The organism is Streptomyces sp. NPDC026394, assembly GCF_055567735.1.
In genome coordinates this window covers 75,957-101,421 of the sequence record NZ_JBVHPX010000017.1, presented here as the reverse complement: position 1 = coordinate 101,421, position 25,465 = coordinate 75,957, and the positions used below count along the sequence as shown (strand labels likewise).

General features: G+C 72.6%; 19 protein-coding genes and 1 pseudogene. 13 read left to right on the top strand and 7 right to left on the bottom strand.

Annotated elements, in window-relative coordinates:
- The first annotated feature begins 50 nt into the window (after window positions 1–50).
- The gene (locus tag ACZ4QV_RS30805) at window positions 51–758 is read left to right on the top strand and encodes an RraA family protein (RefSeq protein ID WP_361151845.1); all 708 of its coding nucleotides are present in this window, start codon (window positions 51–53) and stop codon (window positions 756–758) included.
- A 52-nt stretch (window positions 759–810) separates the two neighbouring features.
- Here ACZ4QV_RS30805 and ACZ4QV_RS30800 read toward each other — a convergent pair whose 3' ends face one another.
- From ACZ4QV_RS30800 to ACZ4QV_RS30780, 5 genes and pseudogenes are all read right to left on the bottom strand, one after another.
- Window positions 811–1,251, bottom strand: coding sequence for a DUF732 domain-containing protein (locus ACZ4QV_RS30800; RefSeq protein ID WP_361151848.1), 441 nt, complete (start codon window positions 1,249–1,251; stop codon window positions 811–813).
- Window positions 1,252–1,432: 181 nt separating this feature from the next.
- Window positions 1,433–2,128 carry a thiaminase II/PqqC family protein gene (locus ACZ4QV_RS30795; RefSeq protein ID WP_467763689.1) on the bottom strand — a complete coding sequence of 232 codons (696 nt, stop codon included), beginning with the start codon at window positions 2,126–2,128 and terminating at the stop codon, window positions 1,433–1,435.
- Between the two features lie 166 nt (window positions 2,129–2,294).
- A pseudogene (locus tag ACZ4QV_RS30790) lies at window positions 2,295–4,205 on the bottom strand (beta-N-acetylglucosaminidase domain-containing protein); the annotation flags it as partial.
- Between the two features lie 215 nt (window positions 4,206–4,420).
- The gene (locus tag ACZ4QV_RS30785; RefSeq protein ID WP_361583515.1) at window positions 4,421–4,597 is read right to left on the bottom strand and encodes a DUF6126 family protein; all 177 of its coding nucleotides are present in this window, start codon (window positions 4,595–4,597) and stop codon (window positions 4,421–4,423) included.
- A 20-nt stretch (window positions 4,598–4,617) separates the two neighbouring features.
- The gene (locus ACZ4QV_RS30780) at window positions 4,618–5,247 is read right to left on the bottom strand and encodes a helix-turn-helix domain-containing protein (RefSeq protein ID WP_361583518.1); all 630 of its coding nucleotides are present in this window, start codon (window positions 5,245–5,247) and stop codon (window positions 4,618–4,620) included.
- A gap of 170 nt (window positions 5,248–5,417) precedes the next feature.
- Here ACZ4QV_RS30780 and ACZ4QV_RS30775 point away from each other — a divergent pair, with 170 nt between their 5' ends.
- From ACZ4QV_RS30775 to ACZ4QV_RS30765, 3 genes are all read left to right on the top strand, one after another.
- Window positions 5,418–5,861: a ribonuclease gene (locus ACZ4QV_RS30775; protein WP_361151858.1), complete on the top strand. Its 444-nt coding sequence runs from the start codon at window positions 5,418–5,420 to the stop codon at window positions 5,859–5,861.
- Between the two features lie 853 nt (window positions 5,862–6,714).
- The gene (locus ACZ4QV_RS30770) at window positions 6,715–7,383 is read left to right on the top strand and encodes a bifunctional 4-hydroxy-2-oxoglutarate aldolase/2-dehydro-3-deoxy-phosphogluconate aldolase (protein WP_030023706.1); all 669 of its coding nucleotides are present in this window, start codon (window positions 6,715–6,717) and stop codon (window positions 7,381–7,383) included.
- Window positions 7,384–7,524: 141 nt separating this feature from the next.
- Window positions 7,525–8,730, top strand: a complete 1,206-nt coding sequence (locus ACZ4QV_RS30765) for a cytochrome P450 family protein (RefSeq protein ID WP_361637271.1) — start codon at window positions 7,525–7,527, stop codon at window positions 8,728–8,730.
- A gap of 497 nt (window positions 8,731–9,227) precedes the next feature.
- Here the strand turns inward: ACZ4QV_RS30765 and ACZ4QV_RS30760 are convergent, their stop codons facing one another.
- On the bottom strand, window positions 9,228–10,532 hold the full coding sequence (locus ACZ4QV_RS30760) for an MFS transporter (protein ID WP_361583523.1): 1,305 nt from the start codon (window positions 10,530–10,532) through the stop codon (window positions 9,228–9,230).
- 142 nt (window positions 10,533–10,674) lie between these two features.
- Between ACZ4QV_RS30760 and ACZ4QV_RS30755 the strand changes: the two genes are divergently transcribed.
- The 9 genes from ACZ4QV_RS30755 to ACZ4QV_RS30715 all read left to right on the top strand — a co-directional run bounded on the left by ACZ4QV_RS30755 (window position 10,675) and on the right by ACZ4QV_RS30715 (window position 19,889).
- Entirely contained in the window at window positions 10,675–11,574 is a 900-nt protein-coding gene (locus ACZ4QV_RS30755; protein ID WP_361637274.1) for a LysR family transcriptional regulator, read from the top strand.
- A gap of 245 nt (window positions 11,575–11,819) precedes the next feature.
- On the top strand, window positions 11,820–12,701 hold the full coding sequence (locus tag ACZ4QV_RS30750) for a transporter substrate-binding domain-containing protein (RefSeq protein ID WP_361583529.1): 882 nt from the start codon (window positions 11,820–11,822) through the stop codon (window positions 12,699–12,701).
- Window positions 12,702–12,834: 133 nt separating this feature from the next.
- Complete coding sequence (locus ACZ4QV_RS30745) at window positions 12,835–13,608, top strand: GntR family transcriptional regulator (protein WP_361583532.1); 774 nt, start codon at window positions 12,835–12,837, stop codon at window positions 13,606–13,608.
- A gap of 554 nt (window positions 13,609–14,162) precedes the next feature.
- Window positions 14,163–15,176, top strand: a complete 1,014-nt coding sequence (locus tag ACZ4QV_RS30740; protein WP_467763688.1) for a sugar ABC transporter substrate-binding protein — start codon at window positions 14,163–14,165, stop codon at window positions 15,174–15,176.
- Window positions 15,173–16,243: an ABC transporter permease gene (locus ACZ4QV_RS30735; protein ID WP_361151876.1), complete on the top strand. Its 1,071-nt coding sequence runs from the start codon at window positions 15,173–15,175 to the stop codon at window positions 16,241–16,243. The genes ACZ4QV_RS30740 and ACZ4QV_RS30735 overlap by 4 nt, the downstream gene beginning before the upstream one ends.
- Window positions 16,240–17,199, top strand: a complete 960-nt coding sequence (locus ACZ4QV_RS30730) for an ATP-binding cassette domain-containing protein (RefSeq protein WP_361151879.1) — start codon at window positions 16,240–16,242, stop codon at window positions 17,197–17,199. The genes ACZ4QV_RS30735 and ACZ4QV_RS30730 overlap by 4 nt, the downstream gene beginning before the upstream one ends.
- A gap of 354 nt (window positions 17,200–17,553) precedes the next feature.
- Complete coding sequence (locus ACZ4QV_RS30725) at window positions 17,554–18,675, top strand: ROK family glucokinase (RefSeq protein ID WP_030023694.1); 1,122 nt, start codon at window positions 17,554–17,556, stop codon at window positions 18,673–18,675.
- On the top strand, window positions 18,672–19,373 hold the full coding sequence (locus ACZ4QV_RS30720) for a hypothetical protein (RefSeq protein WP_467763687.1): 702 nt from the start codon (window positions 18,672–18,674) through the stop codon (window positions 19,371–19,373). The genes ACZ4QV_RS30725 and ACZ4QV_RS30720 overlap by 4 nt, the downstream gene beginning before the upstream one ends.
- Window positions 19,374–19,583: 210 nt before the next feature.
- Window positions 19,584–19,889, top strand: a complete 306-nt coding sequence (locus ACZ4QV_RS30715; protein ID WP_361583540.1) for a hypothetical protein — start codon at window positions 19,584–19,586, stop codon at window positions 19,887–19,889.
- Between the two features lie 108 nt (window positions 19,890–19,997).
- Here ACZ4QV_RS30715 and ACZ4QV_RS30710 read toward each other — a convergent pair whose 3' ends face one another.
- On the bottom strand, window positions 19,998–25,400 hold the full coding sequence (locus tag ACZ4QV_RS30710; RefSeq protein WP_467763686.1) for a sacsin N-terminal ATP-binding-like domain-containing protein: 5,403 nt from the start codon (window positions 25,398–25,400) through the stop codon (window positions 19,998–20,000).
- Window positions 25,401–25,465: the final 65 nt, after the last annotated feature.

The window sequence follows — 25,465 nt, the reverse complement described above, 5'->3', positions numbered from 1 at the left end:
CGGTGTCCGTCCGGCACCGGGCAGTGGCCCGGCCGGGGGAGGAGAGCGGTATGGAACACGAGGAGTTGCGACGGCGGTTCGCGGCGCTGACCACGGCTCATCTGGCGGACGCGTGCCTGCGCGCCCGGATGCCGGTGCGCTGTGCGCCGCCGCCGCTGCGGGCGTTGGTGCCGGGTGCCCGGCTGGTCGGTCGGGTGTTGCCTGCCCGGCACGTGGGCAGTGTGGATGTCTTTCTCGAAGCGCTGGAATCTGCCGCTCCCGGCGACGTGCTGGTGGCCGACAACGGCGGCCGGGCCGACGAGAGTTGCGTCGGCGACCTCGTCGCGCTGGAGGCGCAGGCCGCCGGGCTGGACGGCATCGTCATCTGGGGACTGCACCGCGACACGGCCGACCTGCGGGAGATCGGCCTGCCGGTCTTCAGCCTGGGTGCGACACCGACCGGGCCGCGGCGCCTGGACGCCCGTCCGGACGGTGCGCTGGACAGTGCCACGGTAGGGGAATGGACCGTCGGCCGTGCGGACCTGGTGTGCGGTGACGACGACGGGGTGCTCTTCCTGCCCGCCGCGGACGCCGGTGAACTCTTCGCGCTCGCGGAGTCGGTCCGTGCCACCGAACGCCGGCAGGCCGACCGCATCCGGGGCGGCGAGCCGCTGCGCCGGCAGTTGGCGTTCGCCGCCTATCTGGCCGGGCGGCGGCGCGATCCCGCGCTGACCTTCCGCGCGCATCTGCGGGCCGTGGGCGGAGCCGTGGAGGAATGACGGCCCCGCGCCGCAGCACACGGAATGTGTGCGGCGGGGAAGGTCCGCGCGGTCAATTCTTCGGGCACAGATGGGTGTGCACGGCCTGCAGAATCTTCTCCGCCTGCTCCGGCGTGAATTGGGTCGCCCCGGAGAAACGCTGCCGGGTCAGATCCACCTGCTTGGCATGGTCCTTCGGGAAGGAGTGGATCGTGCCGCAGGTGCTTCTGCCACGGCTCACCGCGCGCTCCGGTTTCCCGTTCACGATCTCCCGGGAAATCGCGTCGAGGGCGGCGGTGTAGCGCCGCTGGGTCGCGGCGTCGGGCTTCGGGGGGATGCCCAGCCGCGCTTCCGCGTCGGCGATCGCCTTGGACGGCGCCTGCTCCGACGGAGCACCGGAACCCGACGGCGCGGCGGACGTCCGGCTCTCGCTCTTGGTGCTGCCACCGCACGCGGTGAGTCCCGCGGTGGCGATGAGGGCGGCGGACCAGGCGACGGCGGTGCGGTGTTTCACGATTCTCCCTGACCGGATGACGGAACGGCCGATGACCGATGACCGAATGACCGGTGACCGGAGATCGATGACCGGTGGACATGAGCGGTCATTCTGACAGGGAAAGCGCCTGGTGCTAAGGGGGGTTGGGAAAAAGATTGAAGTTCTCTGTTTCCGGAGCCCCGGTGTGTGCCGCGCGCGGTCATTCCGCGAGCGCCGTCCAGAACATCAGCTCGTACTCCTGGAGCAGCCGACCGTAGCGGTGCGCGAGGCGGGGCGTGACCCGCGAGGCGTCGAGGCCGTGCCGTACCGCGCCGTGGGCCAGGACGGCGAGTTCCGCGGCGGGTTCGGCGAAGAAGTCGAAGAAGGCGCACGCCGCGTCGGGAAAGCCGTAGCGGCTGCGCAGGGCGTGCGCGACGGTGGCGCAGCAGCCGCGCCAGGCCGCGAAGTTGGCGGTCAGGGCGATCACCACGTCGGCGGGCTCCGCCTCCAGCGCCAGCCGCGCCACGTACGAGGGGTACGCCTGGCACCCGGCGCGCGGCTCGTGCTCCCGTAGCGCGTCGGCATCGAGGCCGCAGGTCTCCTCCAGCCCGCTCAGCGCGCCGAGCGCCATCGACTCGCCCTCGGCCACCGCCTCGAAGAAGGCCGCCACCGGCGGGTCGCCGTCGGCACGCCGCGCCAGGTGCCGGAAGCTGCCCCGGTCGGCGGTGATGATCTGGTGCTGTTCCAGGGCGAGCACGGTGAACACCTCGCGCGGCGCCTCGCCCGCGGCGATCCGCGCCACGAGCGGGATGTCCGCCGCGCCGGGAGCCTGCTCCCGTACCGCTGCTGCCAGGATGCCGTCGGCGGTGGGCGTGTCCGCCCGCCCTGGGGCGGACGCGTCGTTCTCACGGGCCATGAGCGTGCCTCCCCGCGTGCGGGCTGGTGGGGCGGATCTGCTGGGGCGCGTACGTACCGGGAGCCTGGAGCCCCGTACGGCCCGCGCGGGGGAGGTCCGCCGGTCAGTGGAGGGGCGCGCTGCCTCGCGTACGGTCCTGCCGGGCGGTCGTGCCGTGTCCGCGTCCCTCGTGTTCGGCGATGGCGTCCGCGACGAAGGTGTCCACCACGCCGTCGGCGACGAGGACCGGTACGCGCTTGCCGTTCATGTCGACATAGACGTACGACTTCGCGACCGCGACCTGTGCCGCGAGCCGGGTGCGCAGCCGCTGGGCCGTCGCGTCGTCACCCGCGCGCGACGCCTGGACCATGCGCAGCGCCGTGCGGGCGGCGCCGCCCCACGCGGCGGTCGCGTCGAGCCAGGGCCCGCTGTCGGCGATGAAGCCGCGGTCCGGGAGGGAGTCGCGCAGCACTCCCGGCGCGCGCTGGAGCGCACGCAGGGTCGCGTCCAGGGACTTCACGCTCCCGCCCTCCCAGAAACGGCCGATGGCAGCGGCCAGTTCGGGCGATTGCTCGGGGTTGAGGGCGGAGCCGTAGTGGGCGTCGGCGAAGGTGCGGAGGGCCCGTTCGGTGCGCGCGGAACCGCCGGAGAGTTCCTTGAGCGCCGCCGCCCAGGAGGTACGGGCGTCGTAGGCGCCGTCGTTCCACGCGTAGTCGGCGACCGTGAACAGGGCGATCTTGGAGGCGGCGGGCTGGATCATCGGGTTGGCGGTGATCCCCGCCAGCCGCCCGGGCAGCCCCTTCTCGCGTCCGTTGAAGGGCCCGAGCAGCAGCCGGTTGGTGACGTAGTCGTTGACGGGATAGTTGTCCCAGGTCAGGATCGGGTGCCCGAAGACCTGCCGGGCCGCGTCCGCCTGGGCGACGGTCATCACCGGCGCGATGACCCCCACGCCGGTCCACTCCACGAGCACGTCCGGGTCGAGCCGTTCCCTCAGCGCCGCCTTGTAGGGCGTCGCCTTCACGTCGTAGTACTCGGTCGGCACCATCTGGAGCGGCTGTGCCCCCGCGTCCCGGTGGGCGGCGATGAACTCGCGGTTCACCCGGTTGAGGAGATGCGCCTGGGCGGTGCCGGCGGCGCCTCCGCCGGTGCCGAACCGTTCCTTGTCGGCGGCGCAGTTCCAGTCCGTGTAGCTGATGTCGTCCAGCGGCACCGCGAAGGTCCGTACGCCGATGTCCCAGAGTGCCTGGAACTTGCCGGTCAGCGCCTTGAGGTCGGCGTCCGAGCTGTAGCAGACGGACAGGCCGGGAGAGAGGGCGTAGCTGAACTCGACGTGCCGGGCCCGCGCGCGGTCCACCAGCTCCTTGAGCTGCGCGAGCTGCTCTGCCGGGTAGGGGGAGCGCCACTTCTCCCGCAGGTACGGGTCGTCCTTCGGTGAGTAGACGTACGTGTTCATCTTGTGCGCGCCGTAGAAGTCGAGCTGGTCCAGGCGCGCGGCGTGCGACCAGGGGGTGCCGTAGAAACCCTCGATGACGCCGCGCAGCGGGGTGGCGGGCCAGTCGCGTACGGCGGTGCCGCGGATGCGGGCGCCGGGGCGGTCGCGGTGCGGGAGGAGCTGGCGCAGCGACTGGGCGGCGTAGTACGTGCCGGTGGCGTCCGCGCCGGCCAGGGCGATCCGGCCGTCGCCGACGGCGAGCGCGTACCCTTCGGCGGGCAGCCCGGCGGTGCCGCGCGCGCCGAGGTCCGCCAGGGTGCGGTCGGCGCCCGGGCCGTCCACGTACACGGTCAGGCCGCGGCCTGCCTTTCCGGCCCGTACGACCCGGTCGGCGCCGGCCCGCTTCAGTGACCGCTCGACGACCTCCAGCGCCGGTCCGTCGGCCTTCGGGCCGGCGACGACCGTGACGGTCGGGGTGATGGTGACCCGGCCGCCGAGGGCGCGGACGGACTGCGGTGCCGGGGTGATGGCGGGCCCGGCGGACGGCGGTCTGTCCCGTCCGCCGTCGTCCTGCCGACCGGCGGCCCCGGCGGGCGGGCCGGTCAGCGGGACGGCGGCCAGGGCCAAGGCGAGGGCGGCGGTGGCGACGGTGCGCGTACGGTGCATCCTTCGAGTCCTCCTCGGTGCCACGAGGTGCGCGGATCAGCCGTGGTGCGTGCGCTGCGAGCGACAGCAGGGTTCACCCGTCGCGGGCGGAGGACAATGGACTTTTGCGCCGGGTGGTGGGACGTTCCGGTGGCGGTGCCCCGCTCGGGGGCGCCGGGCGGCGCCTCTCGGTGGTCCCGGGCGGCGGCGCCTCAGCGGCACCGCGCGGCGGCGCCTCAGCGGTTCTTCGCGATGATGAAGATGATGCTCATGAAGGCCAGCAGGACGTGGGTGGCCACGACGTAGATGAAGACGCGCACGTAGACGCCGCGCGGCGGCTTGTTCTCCACGTACTTGCGCGCGGGGGCGGGGGCGGTTTCGGGGAGGGCCTGGGGGGTCGGGTCGTCGGACATGGCAGAGGTTCCTTCCTCGGTCACAGGCCGCGGCGCGGAACGGCGTCGCCGAGGCACAGCTCGGCCGCGCCGCTCTGCAGCAGCGTGTGGACGAACAGCAGCTCCGTGCCGCCGCGGGTGGCGGCGGCGATGCGGTGCGGGGTCAGCGAGTCGAAGTGGGCGGCGTCGCCGGGGTCGAGGACGTGGGCCGTCTCGCCGAGCGTGAGCCGCAGCCGCCCCTTGAGGACGTAGAGCCACTCCTCGCCCGGGTGCACCCGCACCAGGTCGCCCTGCGCGCGCTGCGGCACGTGCACCCGCAGGGCCTGCATGGCCCGTCCGGCGCCGCCCAGGGTCCAGTACGTCCAGCCGCCCGCCTCGGACGGCTCGGCGCGGCCGGCCCGGACGATCGGGTCCCGTTCCGGCGCCGCCTCGCCCAGCAGATCGGATACCGTTGTCCCGTACATACGTGCCAGGGCGAGCAGCATCGGCAGCGACGGCTGGCGCTGGTTGGTCTCCAGCCGGGACAGGTGCGCGGGCGACAGGCCCACCCGCCGGGCGGCCGTCTCCAGCGTGAGACCGGTACGGCGCCGCAGCTCGCGCAGCCGGGGCGCGACGGAGGGCAGGTCCTCGGGCAGCTCGCCAGGGGCGGGCTCGGCAGCGGTGTCGCTCATGCAACCGGTATAGCCAGGTTTCGCCTCTCGGGCAAAAGTTTTGCCTCACAGGCAAGTGGATCATTTCCGGGCATTGCGCTCACCCGGTCGGGTGGTCTCCGGTGAACTCGCGGGAAACATCCGCCCCTTGGCATTGACAGGTACCTGTCTACGCGCGTCATGCTGGGTCCATGAAGATCCCCCCACGCATCACCCGGTTCGGCGCCGTCGGCGCCCTCGCGTCGGCCCTCCTCGTCGGCGGGCCCGCCATCGCGGCCACACCCACCACGACGGCCGCCGCCCCTGTGGCGCACACGGCCACCGTCCGCCCCGCCGCGCACATCAACGCGGTCGGCGACATCTGCTACTCGAAGCTGCCCTCGCAGGCCCACGACACCTTGGACCTGATCGCCAAGGGCGGCCCTTTCCCGTACCCGAAGGACGGCACGGTCTTCAGCAACCGGGAGGGCGTCCTCCCCAAGCAGCAGAGCGGCTACTACCACGAGTACACCGTGAAGACGCCGGGCTCCCCGGACCGCGGTGCCCGGCGCATCGTGACCGGTGAGAAGAAGAACGAGGACTACTACACCGCCGACCACTACCGGTCGTTCGACCTGGTCGACCGGAGCTGCTGAAACGATCGGTCAGTGGTCGCGGAAACGATCAGCCGGTAGCTGCCGAAGCGACCAGCGGGTAGCTGCGGAAACGATCAGATGGTGGGCGCGGCGGAGGTCGGGGCGGTGTCCCGGTCTCCGCCGTCGTCCGTCCCGCCGACCCGCGCCCCCTTTCCGGCGGGCTGGTTCCACGCGCCCTTCACTTGGCCGTCTGCCGCTGCGCCTTGGTCAAGCGCTGCTCGACGGAGTCCGTGGTGACCGGGCGGCCCGCCGCGGCGTCCGCGAACAGCTCCTTGACCGCCGTGCCGACGAGCGCCTCGAACCGGCTCTCCTCGGGGCCTGGGGGAGCGGCGCGGCATGGCGTCGAGTGCGGCGCGCTGCATGGCCTGCTCGGGCGCGTCGAACGCGGGGCCCTACTGTGCCCCCTCGACCGGTGGCAGCGACCCGGAGGCGGAGTCGGCGCGGCGATCTTCTCCTCCGCGATGAGGCCGGCGTACTGCTTGTCCAGCTCTTCTGGCCGAGACCGCCGAGCACTCGGCGCGGGTCCCCGACCGACCTTCGAGCGCACCGTCATCGAACCGGGGCGGCTCGGGCGGCTCGGCCCGGAAGCCGTCACCGTAGGTGCCGCGGCCCTGCGGCCGGGCCGGTTCCCGGCGTTCGGCAGGCGCCGTGACGTACCCCCGCGAGAGGATTGTCAGCGGTCCCCGGTAGCGTTTCGGTAGAAACGACGAATGGGCGGGCAACGGCGGCAAAGGGACCAGGAGGTGTGGTCACCTGCGACGCGGCACGGCCCAGGAGACGCCGTGTGCCCGGCCGTTCCGCGGGCGTACCGCGACGGGTTTGGCGATAGAGACAAGGAAGGCGGCGAACTGCCGTGTACCGCTGGGAGATCACCCGGGCCGCTCTGGCGCAGCGTGTTTTCGCCGTCGTCCGCAGCGAGACCTACGACGAGGCCAGCGCCACCGCTGACACCCTGCTGTCCGCCGGGATCACCAGCCTGGAGATATCGCTGACCACGCCGTTCGCGCTGGAGGCGGTCACCACCCTCAGCCGCGAGCTGGGCAACGACGCCGTCATCGGCGCCGGCACGGTCCTGGACGCCGTCTCGGCGCGGATGGCGGTGGACGCCGGCGCCCGCTTCCTGGTCTCGCCCAGCCTCGACGCCGAGGTCATCCGCACCGGCCACCGCTACGGCGTACCGGTCTTCCCGGGCGTCGCCACCCCCACCGAGATGGTGCGCGCCCTGGAGCTGGGCGCCGACGCGCTCAAGCTCTTCCCCGCCTCGGCGCACCGCCCGGACTGGCTCCGTGACGTACGCGCCGCCCTGCCGCAGGCACCGGTGCTGCCCACCGGCGGTGTGACGGTCGAGACGGCGCCCGAGTGGATAGCCGCCGGCGCGGTGGCCGTGGGCATGGGCTCGGCGCTCTCGGAAGGCGACCGCGAGACGGTCGCCAAGCGCGCCACCGACCTGCTCGCCCGCCTCGCCGACGCCGCGCCGCAGCCGCCGGCCGGCCCGGGGACGCCGGGCCTCTACGAGGTCTGAGGCCGCCCCGACCGCGGCAGTACCGCAGGCGAAGCACTCCGTACGGAGGATGCCGGGACTCCCGGCTCCTCCGTGGGGCCGATGCCGCCCGCCCCCGGCGAACGTACGGTGACGAAAACGTCTACGAGGGGCGGACAGACCATGCCGGACATCATCGACCTGGGCGCGTACGGCCCGGATTTCGTCGCCGACCCCCACCCGTACTACGCCAAGCTGCGTGCCCAGGCACCGGTCCACCGGGTCCGCGTCCCCGAAGCCGACACCATGGACGTATGGCTCGTGGTCGGGTACGAGGAGGTGCGGGCCGCACTGGCCGACGCCCGGCTCGCCAAGGACTGGACCCGCTCCGCCGCTCCGCTCCTGGGCCCCGACGAGGACGCCGAGTGGCAGCTCATGAACATGCTCGACGCCGACCCGCCGCAGCACACCCGGCTGCGCAAGCTGGTGGCCCGCGAGTTCACCTCCCGCCGCGTCGAGGCGCTGCGCCCGCGCGTCCAGCAGATCACCGACGAACTCCTGGACACCATGCTGGCCGCCCCCGACGGCCGCGCCGACCTCGTCGAGGCGCTCGCCTTCCCGCTCCCGATGACCGTCATCTGCGAACTGCTCGGCGTACCCGACATCGAGCGGGAGACCTTCCGCGTCTGGTCCAACGAACTGGTCTCACCGACCAGCCACGAGGCGACGATGACCGCCGCCCGCGACATGGCCGCGTACCTGGACGGCCTGATCGAGGCCAAGCGGCGGTCACCGGGCGAGGACCTGCTGAGCGCCCTGGTGCGGACGAGCGACGAGGACGGCGACCAGCTCTCCCATCAGGAACTCCTCGGCATGGCTTTCCTTCTCCTGGTGGCCGGCCACGAGACCACCGTCAACCTGATCTCCAACGGTGTGCGCGCACTGCTCCGGCACCCCGCGCAACTGGCCGCCCTGCGCGACGGCTTCTCCCTCCTCGACAACGCCGTGGAGGAAATGCTGCGCTACGACGGCCCCGTGGAGAACTCCACCTGGCGCTTCGCCACCGAGCCCGTCGAGATCGGCGGCAAGGTCATCCCGGCCGGGGACGTCGTCATCGTCGGCCTGGCGGCGGCCGGCCGCGACGCCGAACGCTTCGAGGCCCCCGACACCTTCGACATCACCCGCGAGACGCGCGGCCACGTCGCCTTCGGCCACGGCATCCACTTCTGCCTAGGCGCCCCACTGGCCCGTATGGAAGGCCGCATCGCGATCCGCACCCTCCTGGAACGCTGCCCCGGCCTGGCACTGGACGCCGACAACGACGCGCTGACCTGGCGTCCCGGCATGACGATCCGCGGGCCGCAGCAACTGCCGGTGCGCTGGCGCTAGGTGCGCCGTTCGGGCAGGTGCGGGCCCCGCGGTGAGCGGAGCGGCGGGCCCTGCGCCGGCGCGACCGCTGCGTCTCGATCGGGCCCAGGTACTCCGGCGCCCAGGTCTCCTGGAACTCGGGCTTCGGCGGTACGAGCGTGATCCGCGCGCCGCGGTGCCCGGCACGCAGGGCGAGTCCCTTGTCCGACAGGATCTCGACGCCGCCGATGACGGGTTGAGGCGGTCGGTGATGACGGGAGCACCGTGTTGGACGGCGTACTCGGTGGCCGTCAGCAGGCTGCTGGGACCGATGATGTGCGCGTGCATCTTGTCCTTGCCGGGCTTGGCCGGGATCGGAGCCAGGGACGGACGCCCTCTCCGGCGGAGCGCGCCCTCTCTCACGGAGTGCGTCGAGCGATGACTGCGTACAAACGGCACACGCTTCCCGCCCCTGCCACGCAGCAGCCCGGCACAAAGGGGGGAATGCGGCCAAGCCGACTGCGGCGCGGTCTGGTCGGTCACAGGTGCCCGCGCGGTGGTGTGCTGTCGGGTGTACGGCTGGGCGGCGTCTCGGCCCGGCGTGCCCGCTGCGCCCGTACGCCGGGCCGCAGGCGCGCACCGATCGGGACGGAGAGCGCGATCAGTGCCGCAACGGCCCCGAACGCGCCACCGGGCCCCAGCCAGGGCGCGACCAGCCCGACACCGGCCGAACCGAGTCCGGTGCCGCCGTCGTACGCCGTGTTCCACGCGGTGCCCGCGGCGCCGCTGCCGTGCGGCCCGGCCCGCCGGAACATCAGCACCAGGGTCTCGTTCTGCAGAGCGCCGTCGGCCAGCCCGTACAGCGCCACCATCGCGAGCGCCACCGGTACGGTCGCCTCGTGCCCGGCCGTCAGGGCGAGGACGGCGACGGCCGGTGCGCAGACCGCCGCGGCCGGCAGCACCAGCCGCCCCGGGCCCCGCCGGTCGCTCCACACCCCCGCCGCCCACCGGCCCGCGATCATCGCGACGAAGAGCCCGAGCAGCGCGGTGGGCGCGAGTTCCGGGCGCGCCAGCACGAACGGCAGGAAGGACGTGAGCCCGCCGAGCGCCACCGAAGCGGCGGCCAGCAGGAGCGCCGGGCGGAGCAGTGGACGGTGGCTTTCGGACGCCGGCGGCTCCGGGGGCCGGGACGGCGCCGGAGACGGTCGCAGGGACGCCGCAGGCCGCCCGGACATCGTCGCCACCAGCGGCACCGCCGCCACGCTCAGCGCGCCCGCCGCCGCGAAGACGGCGCCGAAGTGCCCGTCGGCGGCGAGCCACGCCCCCAGCGGCAGCAGCACCACCTGGGGCAGTCCCACCGCGACGCCGTACCAGCCGACGGCCCGCCCGCGCTGCTCCGGCGGCACCAGTTCGGCGACCAGCGCGCTGCCTGTCACCGCCACCACGCCGAAGCCCACACCCCGTACGGCGGAGACCGCCAGCACCCACGCGAGCCCGGACGACAGCACGTAACCGAACGTCGGCAGGCCGAGCAGCAGCGCACCCGCGCCCAGCAGACGGCGCAGGGAGAAGCGCCGCGTCAGCCACCCCATGCACAGTTGGACGGCCACGGTCGTCGCCATCGTGACGGCGGTCGCCGCGCCCGCCACGCCCTCGCCCGCCGCGCCGCGGGCGGTCCACAGCGGGACGACGGTCAGCATGGGCGCGTAGTTCGCGAAGGTGCCGAGGGTCGCGAGCAGCAGGAGCAGGAAGTCCCGGCCGGCCAGACCCGTCGCCGGCCGCCGGTCCCGGTGTGGCGGCCGCTGCCGGCGCCCGGACGGGAAGAGGGAGGTGAACGCAGCCATGCCTGCCGTTCTACGGGCCCCGGAACCATCGCGTCCAACGAATGTTTCCGATCCGGAGCATCGCGGCAGCCGATCGATGGCCCGCCGCCCTGCTGTCCCGCACTCCCGGTCCGGCTCCTGCGGCCCGCCCTACGATCCGCTCATGGAACTGAAGCATCTGACGACCTTCCTGGCGGTGGCCCGGCACCTGAGTTTCACCCGCGCCGCCCAGGAACTCGGCTATGTCCAGTCCAGCGTCACCGCGCAGATCAAAGCGCTGGAGAACGACCTCGGTACGCGCCTCTTCGAACGGCTCGGCCGACGCGTCACCCTCACCGAGGCAGGGCGCGAACTGCGCGGTCACGCCCGCAGGATGCTCGCGTACGCGGACGAGGCCCGGGACGCCGTACGCGGCGCCGGCGACCCGGCGCAGGTCCGCGGCACCCTGCACATCGCCGCCCCCGAGACGCTGTGCGCGTACCGCCTGCCGCCCGTGCTGCGCGCACTCCAGGACCGCTTCCCGCGCCTGCGCGTCGTCTTCGGCCCCGACAGCAGGACGACGCTGCTCGCCAACCTCCGCGACGGCGCCCTGGACGCGGGGTTCCTGCTGGAGGAGTCCGTACGGGACCCGGTGGCGCGCGCGGAACGCCTCACGGACGAACCGATGGTCCTGATCGCCCACCCCGACCACGCGCTGGCGCGCCGTACCCGCGTCCGTACCGCCGACCTGGCCACGCAGACCCTCCTGCTGATGGACCACACCTGTGCCCAACGCGAGCTGATGGAACGGGAATTGCGGTCGGCGGGTGTCCGGCCGGCCGTGATGGAGTTTTTGAGCGTGGAGGCTCTCAAGCGCTGCGCCGCCGCCGGTCTCGGTGTGGCGCTGCTGCCCGCCGTGGCGGTGGCGGACGAGGTGGCGCGTGGCGAGGTGGCCGTTCTGCCGTGGACCTGCCGGCCCGCGCTCGGCGTCCATCTCGTACGGCACAAGGACCGGAGTCCGACCGCGGCCCTCGCCGCCCTGGCCGGCATCGCCCGCGCACACTGGGCCGCCGACGCGCAGTGACGGCCGGTGCCCCGTCCCGCCCACCGGCCCCGCTCTCAACTCCCGTCCCGCCCACCGGCCCCGGCCTTCACTCCCGCCCCGCCCACCAGTCACGCCCTTCACTCCCGACAGCCGATCACGCCCTTCAGCCCCCGTCCCATCAGCCGGTCACGCCCTTCACTCCCGTCCGGCCCTCTGCCACGCTGACGGCCCGATCCGCGTGTTCCGCCCGTCGCCCGCCCCTCGCCGCGTACAGGAGCCGCCCCATGCGCCGCGCCGTAGCCCTCTCCGCCCTGGCCTGCGTCCTCGCCCTCACCATGGCCGCACCGGCGACTGCCCCGCCGATCGCCCCGTCGGCCGCCCCAGCGGCCCAGGCCGCCCGCCCGGACCGGCCGGCCACCGCCGGGCACCCCACGACGCACCCCGCTCCCGGCCCCGCCTCCCTCCTCGACACCGTTCCCCGCCGGGGTGTCCTCCGCGTCTGCACCACCGGCGACTACCGCCCCTTCACCCACCGCGACCCGGCGTCCGGGGCGTACCGCGGTGTGGACATCTCGATGGCCCGCGACCTGGCCCGGAGCCTGGACGCCAAGCCCACGTACGTGCCCACGACCTGGGCGAAACTGGTCGACGACCTGGCGGCGGGGCGCTGCGACATCGCCATGGGCGGCGTGTCGATCACCCTGCCGCGCGCCCGGAAGGCGGCCTTCAGCGAGCCGGTCCGCACCGACGGGAAGACCCCCGTCGTCCGCTGCGCGGACCGGGACAAGTACCGGACGCTGGACGAGATCGACCGTCCGGGCACCACGGTGATCGTCAACCCGGGCGGCACCAACGAACAGTTCACCCGGTCCGTCATCAAGCGCGCGACCATCAAGGCGCACCCCGACAACACCACCATCTTCGACGAGATCATCGCGGGCCGGGCGGACGTGATGATGACCGACGCGAGCGAGACCCGCTACCAGTCCAAGATCCACCCCGAGCTGTGCGCGGTCCACCCCGACCGGCCCTTCACCTTCTCCGAGAAGGCGTACGCCGTACCGCGCGCCGACTTCCCGTTCAAGGCGTACGTCGACCAGTGGGTCCACCTGGCGAAGCACGACGGCACGTACAAGAAGTACGAGGACGCCTGGATGGCGAAGTGAAGGGGACACCGGCCACGGTGCCGGTGATGACGGTGGCTGAAACCGTTGGTACGTACCAGCCCCTGACGTGATTGTCCGGACAATGTGACCTCCGGACTTCCCGTCATCATCGCGGCCGGATACGCTCCCGCCCGTGGGGAAACGCGATACAGACTCCGAGGGAACCGAGAGCCCCGTCCAGTTCAGTGTGGACCGGAGCAGCCCGGTCCCGCTGTACTTCCAGCTGTCCCAGCAACTGGAAGCGGCGATCGAGACCGGCAGGCTGGCTCCGGGCAGCCTGCTCGGCAACGAGATCGAGCTGGCCGGACGCCTCGGGCTGTCCCGGCCCACGGTCCGCCAGGCCATCCAGTCGCTGGTGGACAAGGGGCTGCTGGTGCGGCGCCGCGGCATCGGTACGCAGGTCGTGCACAGCCAGGTCAAGCGCCCGCTGGAGCTGAGCAGCCTCTACGACGACCTGGAGGCCGCCGGGCAGAAGCCCGCCACCCGCGTGCTCCTCAACACCACCACCGAAGCCACCGCCGAGGTCGCCGCCGCGCTCGGGGTCGCGGAGGGGGCCGAGGTCGCGCTCGTCGAGCGGCTGCGGCTCGCGCACGGTGAACCCGTCGCCCACCTGCGCAACCACCTGCCCGCCGGACTGCTCGATCTCGGTACCGAGCGGCTGGAGGAGACCGGCCTGTACCGCCTGATGCGGGCGGCCGGCATCACCCTGCACAGCGCCCGCCAGTCCGTCGGCGCGCGCGCCGCGACGGCCGGGGAGGGGGAGCGCCTGGGGGAGCCCGAGGGTGCCCCGCTGCTGACGATGCAGCGTACGACCTTCGACGACACGGGCCGAGCGGTCGAATTCGGCTCGCACGTCTACCGGGCCTCGCGGTACGCCTTCGAGTTCCAGTTGCTCGTACGGCCCTGAGGGCGCCGCATGCCGGAGTTCCGGTACCTCGTACGGCCCTGTGGGCGCCGGGCGCCGGAAATCCGGCCGCCCGGACACCGCCCGGGTAAGAATGTTCTGACAAACCATTGACGGGGCTCGGTGCGCGCCGCTAGAACTCCTCCAGTCGCCGTCGGGCGGCACGGGAGAGAGGGCGGCCCCATGAGGCGTACCGCGCGCACGGCCCGTACCACCAGCGAGCCCGGTACCACCCAGCCCGGTGTCACCGAGCCTGATACCTCCGTGCCCCGGACCGTCCCCGTCCGCAGGGCCCGGCTCCCGGCGATCCGGCGCTGACCGGCCCGTCCGCGCGGCCACCGGTACGGGCGTACGGTGGCCGGACGTCGGCGTGTCACAGCCGGGGACGGGCGCACCGCAGCCGGCGGAGTACCCCGGGCGCGGGACCCGATGACCCCACGCGGAACAGGCGTAACGGATACTTGGGCGGCCGGGACCGATCATTTTCGGCCCAAACCCGGCACAGCGCCCCAGGCGCGCAGTGACAGCAGCAACAGCAACGAGAAGGGCTCGACCTCGTGGCAAGGGTTCGGACAGGGGTACGCGCGGTGACCGCGGTGCTGGCAGCGGTGCTCGCCGCGTCCCTGGCGGGGTGCAGCAGCACCGGCGGCAAGCGCGCCGAGGAAGCGCGCGCCGCCCAGACCGCGGGCGGCAAGGCGGCCGTCAACACCCCGAGGTGGACCTTCGCCATGGTCACCCACTCGGGCGACGGCGACACCTTCTGGGACATCGTGCAGAACGGCGCCCGGCAGGCCGCCGACAAGGACAACATCAAATTCGTCTACGGGCACGACAAGGAGGCACAGCGGCAGAGCCAGCTGGTGCAGTCCTACATCGACCAGAAGGTGGACGGGCTGATCGTCACGCTGGCCAAGCCCGACGCGATGAAGGACGTGGTCGCCCGGGCCGAGAAGGCCGGCATTCCGGTGATCACCGTGAATTCCGGCGCCGAGGCGTCCAAGGCGTACGGCGCCCTGACCCACATCGGCCAGGACGAGACGGTGGCCGGCGAGGCCGTCGGCGAGGAGCTGAACGAGCGGGGCCGCAAGAAGGCACTGTGCGTCCTGCACGAGCAGGGCAACGTCGGCCACGAGCAGCGCTGCGACGGCGCGAAGAAGACGTTCGAGGGCGAGATGCAGAAGCTGTACGTGGAGGGCACCAACATGCCCGACGTCCAGTCCACCATCGAGGCCAAGCTCCAGTCGGACCGCGGCATCGACGCCGTGGTGACGCTGGGCGCGCCGTTCGCGCCCACCGCCGTCAAGGCCAAGGAGCAGTCCGGCAGCGACGCCGAGATCGACACCTTCGACCTGAACGCCAAGGTCGCCGACGGCCTCAAGGACGGCTCCCTCGGCTTCGCCGTCGACCAGCAGCCGTACCTCCAGGGGTACCAGGCCGTCGACCTGCTGTGGCTCTACAAGTACAACGCCGATGTCCTCGGTGGCGGCAAGCCGGTCTTCACCGGCCCCCAGGTGATCACCAAGAAGGACGCGGCGGCCCTGCAGGAGTACACGAAGCGGGGGACCCGATGAGCACCGCGGAGACCCCTGTGCAGGACAGCGGACCGCAGGACGGCAAGGAGCCGGACGAGCGGCTGGTGCCCCGTTCGCCGGCGCGCCGCCTGATGAGCCGTCCCGAGCTGGGCGCGGTGGTCGGCGCCGCGGCCGTCTTCCTCTTCTTCTCCTTCGCCGCCGACACGTTCCTGCAGGCCTCCAGCCTCTCCACCGTGCTGTACGCGTCGTCCACGATCGGCATCATGGCCGTGCCGGTGGCGCTGCTGATGATCGGCGGCGAGTTCGATCTGTCGGCCGGTGTCATGGTCGTCAGCTCGGCGCTGGTCTCGTCGATGTTCAGCTATCAGATGACGGCGAACGTCTGGGTGGGCGTCGGGGTGTCCTTGCTGGTCACCCTGGCCATCGGAGTCTTCAACGGCTTCCTGCTGACCCGTACGAAGCTGCCCAGCTTCATCATCACGCTCGGTACGTTCTTCATGCTGACCGGCCTCAACCTCGGCTTCACCAAGCTGATCAGCGGCACCGTCTCGACGAAGTCCATCGCCGACATGGAGGGCTTCGACTCGGCCCGGGCGCTCTTCGCGTCCCACCTGAGCGTCGGCGGTGTGGACATCCAGGTCACCATCCTGTGGTGGATCGGCCTGGTCGCGCTCGCCACCTGGGTCCTGCTGCGCACCCGCGTCGGCAACTGGATCTTCGCGGTGGGCGGCGGCTCCGACGCCGCGCGGGCGGTCGGCGTCCCGGTCACCCGGACCAAGATCGGCCTGTACATGGGGGTCGCGCTGGCGGCCTGGATCTCCGGGCAGCACCTGCTGTTCTCGTACGACGCGATCCAGTCCGGCGACGGCGTCGGCAACGAGTTCCTCTACATCATCGCCGCCGCGGTCGGCGGCTGCCTGATGACCGGCGGCTACGGCTCGGCGATCGGCGCCGCCGTCGGCGCCTTCATCTTCGGCATGGCCAGCAAGGGCATCGTGTACGCCCAGTGGAACCCGGACTGGTACAAGTTCTTCCTCGGAGCGATGCTGCTGCTGGCCACGCTCCTGAACGCATGGGTCCGCAAGCGCGCGGAGGCGACAAAATGAGCAATCCGGACGAAGCGCCGGACGGAGTGCCGGGCGACGCCCCGGGCACATCCCCGGGCGAAGCGACGGACGCCTCGCCCGCCCCGGGGACCCCAGCCGCCACGGACGGCCTGCCCGCCACGGGTGACCCGTCCGCCGCTGACACCACCCCGCCCCTCGTCGAGCTGGCGGACGTCAGCAAGTTCTACGGCAACGTCAAGGCCCTGGAAGGCGTCTCGCTGGAGGTGCACGCGGGGGAGATCACCTGTGTGCTCGGTGACAACGGCGCGGGCAAGTCCACCCTTATCAAGATCATCGCGGGGCTGCACCAGCACGACGCGGGCCGCTTCGCGATCGAGGGCGAGGAGACCCGGCTGTCCTCCCCGCGCGAGGCGCTGGACCGCGGCATCGCCACCGTTTACCAGGACCTGGCCGTCGTCCCCCTGATGCCGGTCTGGCGCAACTTCTTCCTCGGCTCCGAGCCCACCAAGGGCGTCGGCCCCTTCAAGCGGCTCGACGTCCAGTTGATGCGCGAGACCACCCGCGCCGAGCTGCTGCGCATGGGCATCGACCTGCGCGACGTGGACCAGCCCATCGGCACCCTCTCCGGTGGCGAGCGGCAGTGCGTGGCCATCGCCCGCGCCGTCTACTTCGGCGCGAAGGTGCTGGTCCTGGACGAGCCGACGGCGGCGCTCGGCGTCAAGCAGTCCGGCGTCGTCCTGAAGTACGTCGCGGCCGCGCGGGACGCCGGGCTCGGCGTGGTGTTGATCACCCACAACCCGCACCACGCCTACCTCGTGGGCAACCGTTTCGTCCTCCTCAAGCGCGGGACGATGGCCGGCCGCCACACCCGGTCGGAGATCGCCCTGGACGAGCTGACGCGCCAGATGGCGGGCGGCAGCGAGCTGGAACAGCTCAGCCACGAGCTGGCCCGCGCGCCCGAGCCCAGCCACCTCGGCGGCCACCCCACGCACTGAGCGGGGCGGTCCACGGGCGGTGGCGCGGGTTCCGACGGGCCCGCGCCGCCATGCGCCGTGTACCGCTGTTAGGGCACAATCGCACCGGACCGTGCACGTCACCGCCGCCGGCACGGCCACCGCGCGCCCTCGGGGCCCGGCCCCGCGAGCGCCCGTACGCGTACGAGACCGTACGAGCAGGACCCGTACGCGTACGACACCGCACGAGCACGAACCCGTACACGCGTACGGCACCGAACGAGCACGACACCGGACCATGCACGCCCGAGGCCCCGGCCTCCCGACACCCGCAGGGACGAGACGACTCTTGCGAGCACGCAGCCGCCGCCACCGCAACGGCGAAGAGGTGGGTCGATGAGCACGTACCGGGACCGGGTGCACCGAGGATCCGCCAGAGCGACCGTGCTGCGCACGGTGGGCACCCGCGAGCGGCGCTCCCATCTGAGCGCGCCCCGCGTGCCGACCGTCGGCATCGACATCGGCGGGACGAAGGTGATGGCCGGCGTCGTCGACGCGGACGGCACGATCCTGGAGAAGGTCCGTACCGAGACGCCCGACAAGTCCAAGAGCCCCAAGGTCGTCGAGGACGTCATCACCGAGCTGGTGCTGGACCTCTCCGACCGGCACGACGTGCACGCCGTGGGCATCGGCGCGGCCGGCTGGGTCGACGCCGAACGCAGCACCGTCCTCTTCGCGCCCCACCTGAACTGGCGCAACGAGCCGCTGCGGGACCGCCTCGCGGGCCGCCTGGCGGTCCCCGTCATGGTCGACAACGACGCCAACACGGCCGCCTGGGCCGAGTGGCGCTTCGGCGCGGGCCGCGGCGAGGACCACCTCGTCATGATCACGCTCGGTACCGGCATCGGCGGTGCGATCCTGGAGGACGGCGCGGTCAAGCGCGGCAAGTACGGGGTGGCCGGCGAGTTCGGCCATATGCAGGTGGTGCCGGCCGGGCACCGCTGCCCGTGCGGCAACCGCGGCTGCTGGGAGCAGTACAGCTCCGGCAACGCCCTGGTCCGTGAGGCCCGCGAGCTGGCCGCCGCGGACTCCCCGGTCGCGTACAACATCATCGACCGGGTCGGCGGGCGCGTCACCGACATCACCGGCCCGCTCATCACCGAGCTGGCCCGCGAGGGCGACGCCATGTGCGTCGAACTGCTCCAGGACATCGGCCAGTGGCTGGGCGTCGGCATCGCCAATCTCGCCGCCGCGCTGGATCCTTCCTGCTTCGTGATCGGCGGCGGCGTCAGCGCCGCCGACGACCTGCTCATCGGCCCGGCCCGGGACGCCTTCCGGCGCACCCTGACCGGCCGCGGCTACCGCCCCGAGGCCCGTATCGCCAAGGCACAGCTGGGCCCCGAGGCCGGCATGGTCGGCGCCGCCGACCTGGCACGCCTGGTGGCCCGCCGCTTCCGGCGCGCCAACCGTCGGCGCGTGGAACGCTATGAGAGGTACGAACGATCGGGCCGGCGATGACGGAGCTGGACAACCCACCCATGACCGAGGAACACGATCCGGCCCCACCCGGGGCGGGGCCGGCCGCGCGCGAGACCCCTGAGCGTCCGGAGGTGCCGTCCGGGTCCTCGGCCGGAGCTCCGAGCGGGCCCCCGCCGGGGCCGCCGCCCGGGTCCTCGGCCGGCGCGTCCGCGGCTGCCCGGCCGAGCCGGCGCCGCCGCTGGCTCACCGCACTGGTGATCTTCCTGCTGATCGCCATCCCGGCGGGCTACATCGTCATCTCCGCCGAGCAGAGCCGGGACAGCGGCCAGAGCAAGGAGGAGGAGGCGGCCTCCACCGGCCTCTACAACGATTACCCCTCCAAGGTGCAGCAGCGCATCTACAACGTCCCGGTCCCGGCCGGTGCCACCCCGGTCTACTACTACGAGTCCAACGCCTGGCACCGCAGCTCCCTGTACGTCCAGTTCCGCACCAACGACTGGGGCCTGGACCACTACCTGAAGTGGATCGGCACCAGCCGTGACGCCCTCAAGGACGGCGAGATCACCATCACCGGGGCTCAGGCGGCGAAGGTCGGCTGGGACCTCAGCGGCGGCCAGTGGGCCGGTACCTCCCTCAAGGCCGAGGACCCCCACCCGAGCCAGAACATCACCGTCAACTTCGACGAACCGGGCCAGCCGGTGGTCTACGTCGTCTCGACGGTCCGCTTCGAACGCTGAGCGGCGTACGGGCGGACCGAGCAGCCCCGCGCGGAGCCGGACGAGGCGGAGACGACGGATCAGCCTCGGTACAGGGTGATCTCCAGACCGCGGGCGCTGCGCCGGTAAGCCGGCCCGGCCCGGCCCGAGCGCCCGGCCGACGGGCGACTCGTCCAGGGTGCCGCGCTCGGCGGCCGGTTCCGCACCTGGCTGCTCACGCCCGGCCAGGGCATGCTTCCCGGCCCCCTAGAACTCCTGATCACTCCCACGGCCCTCGTCGCCGTGGCCCTCCTGGCGGCCCGTCGGCGCGAGGCGCCGCCTCTGACGCTCGCCGTCGGTGTGAAGTGGCCGGTGGTGCCCCCGCTGCTGCTCGCGGCGGCCGGTGCGGCCCGACCGCCTCCGCTCACCCGGAAGTCTTCGCCCGCCTCCCCGCTCTGGGTACGGCGGAGCCGGCGCGACCTCACCCAAGGCGGAGCGCCGGCAGAAGCCGAGGACCAGCAGCGGAACGGCGGCGGCGATGCCCGCGGCCTGCGCTGACACCAGGCGTGCGGCTACGCGGCGACCGGCAGCCCGGCGGTACTCGGGCGCACGCGGCAGCGAGCCCTGGCCTCGTCCTCGCCCCCCAACCCTCCCCTCAACGCCCCGTCACATCCGGTACGAGAAGCGCAACGCGCCGCCCTCCTCCCGGTACACTCCCCGGCCGCGCGCGCTGTACGGGTTGGGGAGCACATGGACGCGCAGCTTTGCCGGGTCGTGGACCGAGGTGACGGAGAGGATGCGCCACCGGTCGCTGCCCGCGTACCGCTGTGCCGCCCTGACCTCGCTGTCCCCCAGCTCGATCTGCCCGCCTTCACCCTGTGTCGCCTTCACCTCGAACAGCAAGGGGTGTTTGCCCGAGCCGACCCTGAAGTCGTAGCCCAGACTGTTGTCCCCCGGGGAGCCGGGGAAGACGCTCTGCCGGTTGGTGGACACCCAGCTGGTCTCGTTCGTCGCCGGGTGGTGCTCACGCAGCCACTGGTACGCGAACCACTCGCCCACGAAACCGATCGCCTGGCGCTGGGCCGCTGAAAGCCCCCGGTCGGCGTGGGCGTACCGGCCCTGACGGGGCGAACCGGGCGAACCGGGTGGCCCCGGCGCTCCGGCACCGCGTGCCCCGAGGGCTTCGAGCTGCGTGAATCCCTTGCGTCCGCGGACGATTCCCGGGTCCGCCGCCAGCGTGCGCAGCAGTTCGCCCACCAGCTCGGTGTAGTCGCCGGACGCGATGTCGAACTCGGTGGCGCCGATCGAGATGACCCGCTGGCGGCGGGCGCGCTCCTCGCGTGCCTTCTCGGCGCCCCGGCGGACGCGGTCCAGGTCCTGTCGGGTGAGCCCATGGGCCCCGGCGTCCAAGGCCGGGGGCATTCCGGCAGGCCACTGCCCCAGCGCCGCCAGCCAGGCCACCACGTCGTCGGCAGTGAGGTCCCGGAAGTCCAGGGCGCCCGCCGCGTCCAGCAGTGACGTGATCTCCCATGCCGGATCGGGCGCGGCGTATGCCTTCGGCGGGGTGCGGCCTGCCGCCTTCATCAGGGTGACGGCATCGGCGGCCACGTCGCGCACCAGCGCGCCGTTGCGGCTGCGCACCTGCTCGGTGCCGGGCAGACGCTCTCCCCGGGTCGGCGCGGTGTGGCCGAGCCGATGGGTGAGCGCTTCTTCGACGTGGGCGCGGAGTGCCGCACCGTCGGCGTGCTCCTTCGTCAGCGACCAGGCGTCGGGAGCCTTGATCCACGCGAGGGAGCGCAGTTCGGGCCAGCCGTGCACCGGCTCGCGCCGGTCGAAGCGTGCCAGGGCCGCCCACCGCAGGCGGTCCAGGAGCCGGGGCCGGTGCAGGTCGACGTACTCACGGACCGACTCCTCGTGCGCCTCGGCCCGGCTGTCCGGCTTGTACGGCTCCCCGAGCCCGGCCAGCGTCCGGTTGAACCCGGCGAAGTCGATGCCCGCCGCGGCACGCAGTTCGCCTGCATCGCGGGCGCCGCGCGCTGCCGCTATCAACTGCTCCGGGGTGAGCGGTAGTTCGCTCGCGTGCGCGGCGAGCAGCGCGGCGAACTCCCGGGTGTCGGACGGTGGTGAGTCGGCCAGTTCACGGGCCCGTGCTTCGCCGAGTACGTGTACCAGTACCGGCAGGCAGCGTTCCAGTACCCCGGCGAGTGCGCCGTCGAGACGCTGGACCGTGTCCTCGAACTGCGTGCCGGAGACCCCCAGCGCCTCGGCGAGGGCCCTCTCCGGCGGCGCCACGGTGTCGGCGTACGCGGTGCGCAGCACGTGAGCGGCGAGTCTGAGGCGTATCGCGAACTCCGGGCGCCCCACGACATGGGCCGTCGCGTCCGCGAGCCGTCCAACGGCGTCCCAGTCGAGCTCCCGGACGGCGGCCCGCGGTGCGAGAATCAGGGGTTGCCGGCTGTCGGGCAGGGGGAGGAACCCGGCCAGGTGTTCCGGCATGGTGATCGGCAGGGCGTCCAGAGTGATGCTCAGGGTCGCATAGCCGTGCAGACGTACCCTGCGGGCCGTCGCGACCAGTTCGGTCAGGGCCGTGTCGGTGGGCCGGATCCCGCCGGTGGTGTGGTCGGCCAGGACGCCGATGGCCACCGGCAGCCAGGGCAGTGCTGCGCGCAGAGGCTGCCCGAGGCCGGGCAGTTCCGCCTCGCCGCCGTCGACCTCCACGGACAGCTCCGCCTCGTCGACCAGCCGGACCGTGCCCGAGGAGAGGTCCCTCAGCAGCCGGGTCGCCTCCCGCGCCGCTCCCGGCACCACGAGCAGGGGGTTGCCGGTCTCCCGGATGAGGCGGGCCGGCAACGTGTCGCGGTCGCCGGTGACGTAGAGGGTCTGATCGCCTTCGCCCAGCGCCTCGATGCCGACCGTGTCCAGTTCCTCCCCCGATTCGACAAGCAAGGACGCGTCCGCCAGCGGCTCGGTCACGGCCCGTGGGAGGACGCGCGCCCTGGCGAGTACGGCCAGGTCCTTCCACGCGCGCTGGTTGGCGCGCTGCAGGGCCGGCCGGTCCTCCGGCCCGGCCGCCCCCGAACCGGCCACCCGCCCGAGGAAGGCGATCAGCCGGGCGCTGTCACGGGGATCGTCCCAGGTGGGGAGCCCGTACTCACGGAGCCGGACGAGGACGTCCCCCGCCTCCAGCAGGCCGCGGAACCCCCTGGCGACGGTCTGGGCGAAGGCGGGCTCCTCCTCCGGAGCGCCGGAGTAGTGCCATGCGTCCCTCGGCCGCGCGAAGGCCGTACCGCGCTCACGCCCGCGCACGGGGATCCACGCCTGTTCGCGTACGAAAGCGGCCAGCGGCGTCAGCACTTCCTGCGGGTCCTTGAACCCTGCCCTGTCCCGGGTCCACAGGCTCGTGAACTTCCTGCTGTCCCAGTGCGACAGTCCGTGGAGGACCAGCCGCGCGTAGGCGTGCCGCCCCGGCTCGCTGAGACTGCCGGCCACTTCCTGGCCCGGCAGGCGGTAGGCGGGTGTGCCGACGTACGGCGTCTGCGGGTACTGCGCCTCGCTGTGGCCACGGTCGATGAACGGCTCCCACTGCTCCCTGACGGCCTGCGGGGGCTTGGCCAGACGGACGAGCCAGTACGTCCGCAGCAGTTGGCCGTCGGTCCGCGTCTCCGCTCCCTTGGAGAGGCAGGGGATGAGTCCGTCGGTGACTCCCAGCGCCCGCAGGAAGTCCCGCCAGTCGTCCAAAGAATCTTTGCGGCCGATGAATTCCGGTGACGGCGTGACGAGCAGGCCCTCCATCCACAGCAGGCCGCCGGAAGCGTCCCGGCCCTCGGCGACGACGGCGGTCAGATCGTCCCCGTGAGTGCCGTGCCAGCCCGCTCCGAACGCCGCGCCGCTCGCCCGGATCATCGGTCCGCCGGCGGCGGACGGCACGTACAGGCCCAGCCCTTCGACGTCCAGGAACTGACCCGGCCTGCGGGACCTGTACAGCCGGAACACGAACCTCAGCGCCTGGACGCGCAGTTTGCGGGCGTTGCTGCCGGCGAGGGCCGACCGGACGTGTTCCAGCAGTCCGTCGACGTCGAAGCGCCGCACCAGCCCGTTGTGCTCCAGGAACAGCTTGGCCTCCGCGCGCCGCGGGCTGCCCTTCTCCTGCCAGGTGAGCCCCGGGTGGAGGGAGAAGAGCCGCTTGCGCAGCGCCTCGGGCACGGCCAGTTCGTCCTTGCCGCCCGCCTCGCCGCGCGACGGCTGGAAGAACGCCTCTCTGCGCGCCTTCTGCCCCGGCTTCGCCGGCGCCCGCCAGGCGCTCGTGTTGCACCGGCCGACCGTACTGTCGTCCGCCAGCAGGAGCTTGCGGCCGCGCAGCACTCTCGCGTCGTCGGCGAAGAGCTGGGCCAGGTCGGTGTACACCCCGTCCCAAGGGCCGACGGGCTCCCCGGAGGCGGGCGTCGGCAAGGCGGCGACGATGCGTTCCACATACTGCGCACGGTCCGGCGCCGACGGCTCCAGCGGGCACTTCAACGAGGCGCACACCCGGGCGAGACGTCTGAGCCTGCCACCGCCCACGCCCGGATCGGCCACCGCCACCCCCACCTGCCCCGCGGCGTCGGCCGTCAGCGTGGTGAGCTCTCCTCCCGGCCAGAGCACCGCGTCCGCGGGCGTGGTCCAGGCATCCGCCGTCCCCGGACTCAGGACCGGTACGAGCGGTACGTCCTCGAAGGCACGGTCGTACACGCGCTGCGCGGCCGTGGCCAGGAGGCCGGCGAACTGCGCTCCCGTCTCCCAGGCGAGAACGTCCACGGCGGCGCTTCGGTGTTCGGCCCCGGGCAGCGTCCGCCACTCCTCGGCCGCCAGCAGACACGTCTCCGCCAGGGCGTCGAACAGCATGGCGTTGAGGGGGTGTTCGCGGTCCAGCGCGGTGCGGTCCATCTTCGTGTAGAACGGCGCGTTCACATGACCGCGCAGCGGCGCGGCCACGTCGTCACCGAGGGGGAGGAAGGTGTAGAGCTGACCGCGCCGGTCGGCTTCGCCCCCGGCCGGCAACGCCACCTCCACCACGGCGGCCTCCCGCCAGTCCAGCCAGGTCTCGTCCAGGTTCTCCGCCGCGACGGCGTGCCTGAGGGTGTCGCGCAGCCGCCGGTCCGGCACGACACCGCGCGCCACCAGGAATTCCCCCAGCGCGCCGAGGTTGACACGGGAGACCGACACGACGGGCGCGGACGGTGCCCCCGCGTCCGCCGCCTGCGTCCGTACGAGGCCCGAGGGCTTCTCCTGACGTACGAGGTCCACCCGGTCGACGGTCCCGTCCGCCTTACGGTGTTCCAGCACCAGCCGGCTCAGGCGGTCGAGAAACAGCATGACCGGGGTCCTGGCCCTGGCCAGCTCCTTCAGGCGCCTGACGGCCTGCTGCCGGGCCGCCTCATTGCGCAACGGCAGTCGCACCACGGTCACATGCCCCGCGGCCCCCAACTCCGCGCACGTCACCGGCAGCTCCGCCACCGGGAAAGGCAGTTGCAGAGGCGGGAACTCCTTGTCGGCCTTCTCGGCCAGCGCCTCGTCCCGCAGCAGGACCCGGAGGTCGTCCTTCACCGCGAAACGGAAGCGGTAGCCGGCCAGTTGCCCGGGATCCGGAGCGCCGGGACGGTCGCTGTAGATCTCAGGCGACTCGGTGATCTCCAGAACGCTGCGGAACCCGAGCCCCTTGTTGCCGATCCCGTCACCGACCCGCTTGTCGCTCCGGGCCAGCTTGCACACCCGGTCCACCTGACGCCACGCGAACGGCTCCCCGGCATTGGCGACGTACAACGTGCCGTACGGCCCCTCACGCTCGTCCAGCAGCACGTGCACATGCCCGTCCGTACGGTCACCGGGGTGGGCGTCGTGACCGTTCTGCAGCAGCTCCAGCAGGAAACGGCCCGCGTAATCCCTGGCGCTCATGTACGAGACCGCACGCAACTGGGAGCCGGGCTGCCATGTGGGCGCCCCCTGCCACTCTCTCAGCACCGTGTCCGCGTACGCACGCAACTCGCGTGCGTACGCACTCTCCGCCCCGCCTCCGACGCCCTGCCCGACCACGGCGCCACCTCCTCCGGCCACGCTCCTGCCGACCCCCACCCCAGAGATCTCCCCCGAAGATATCC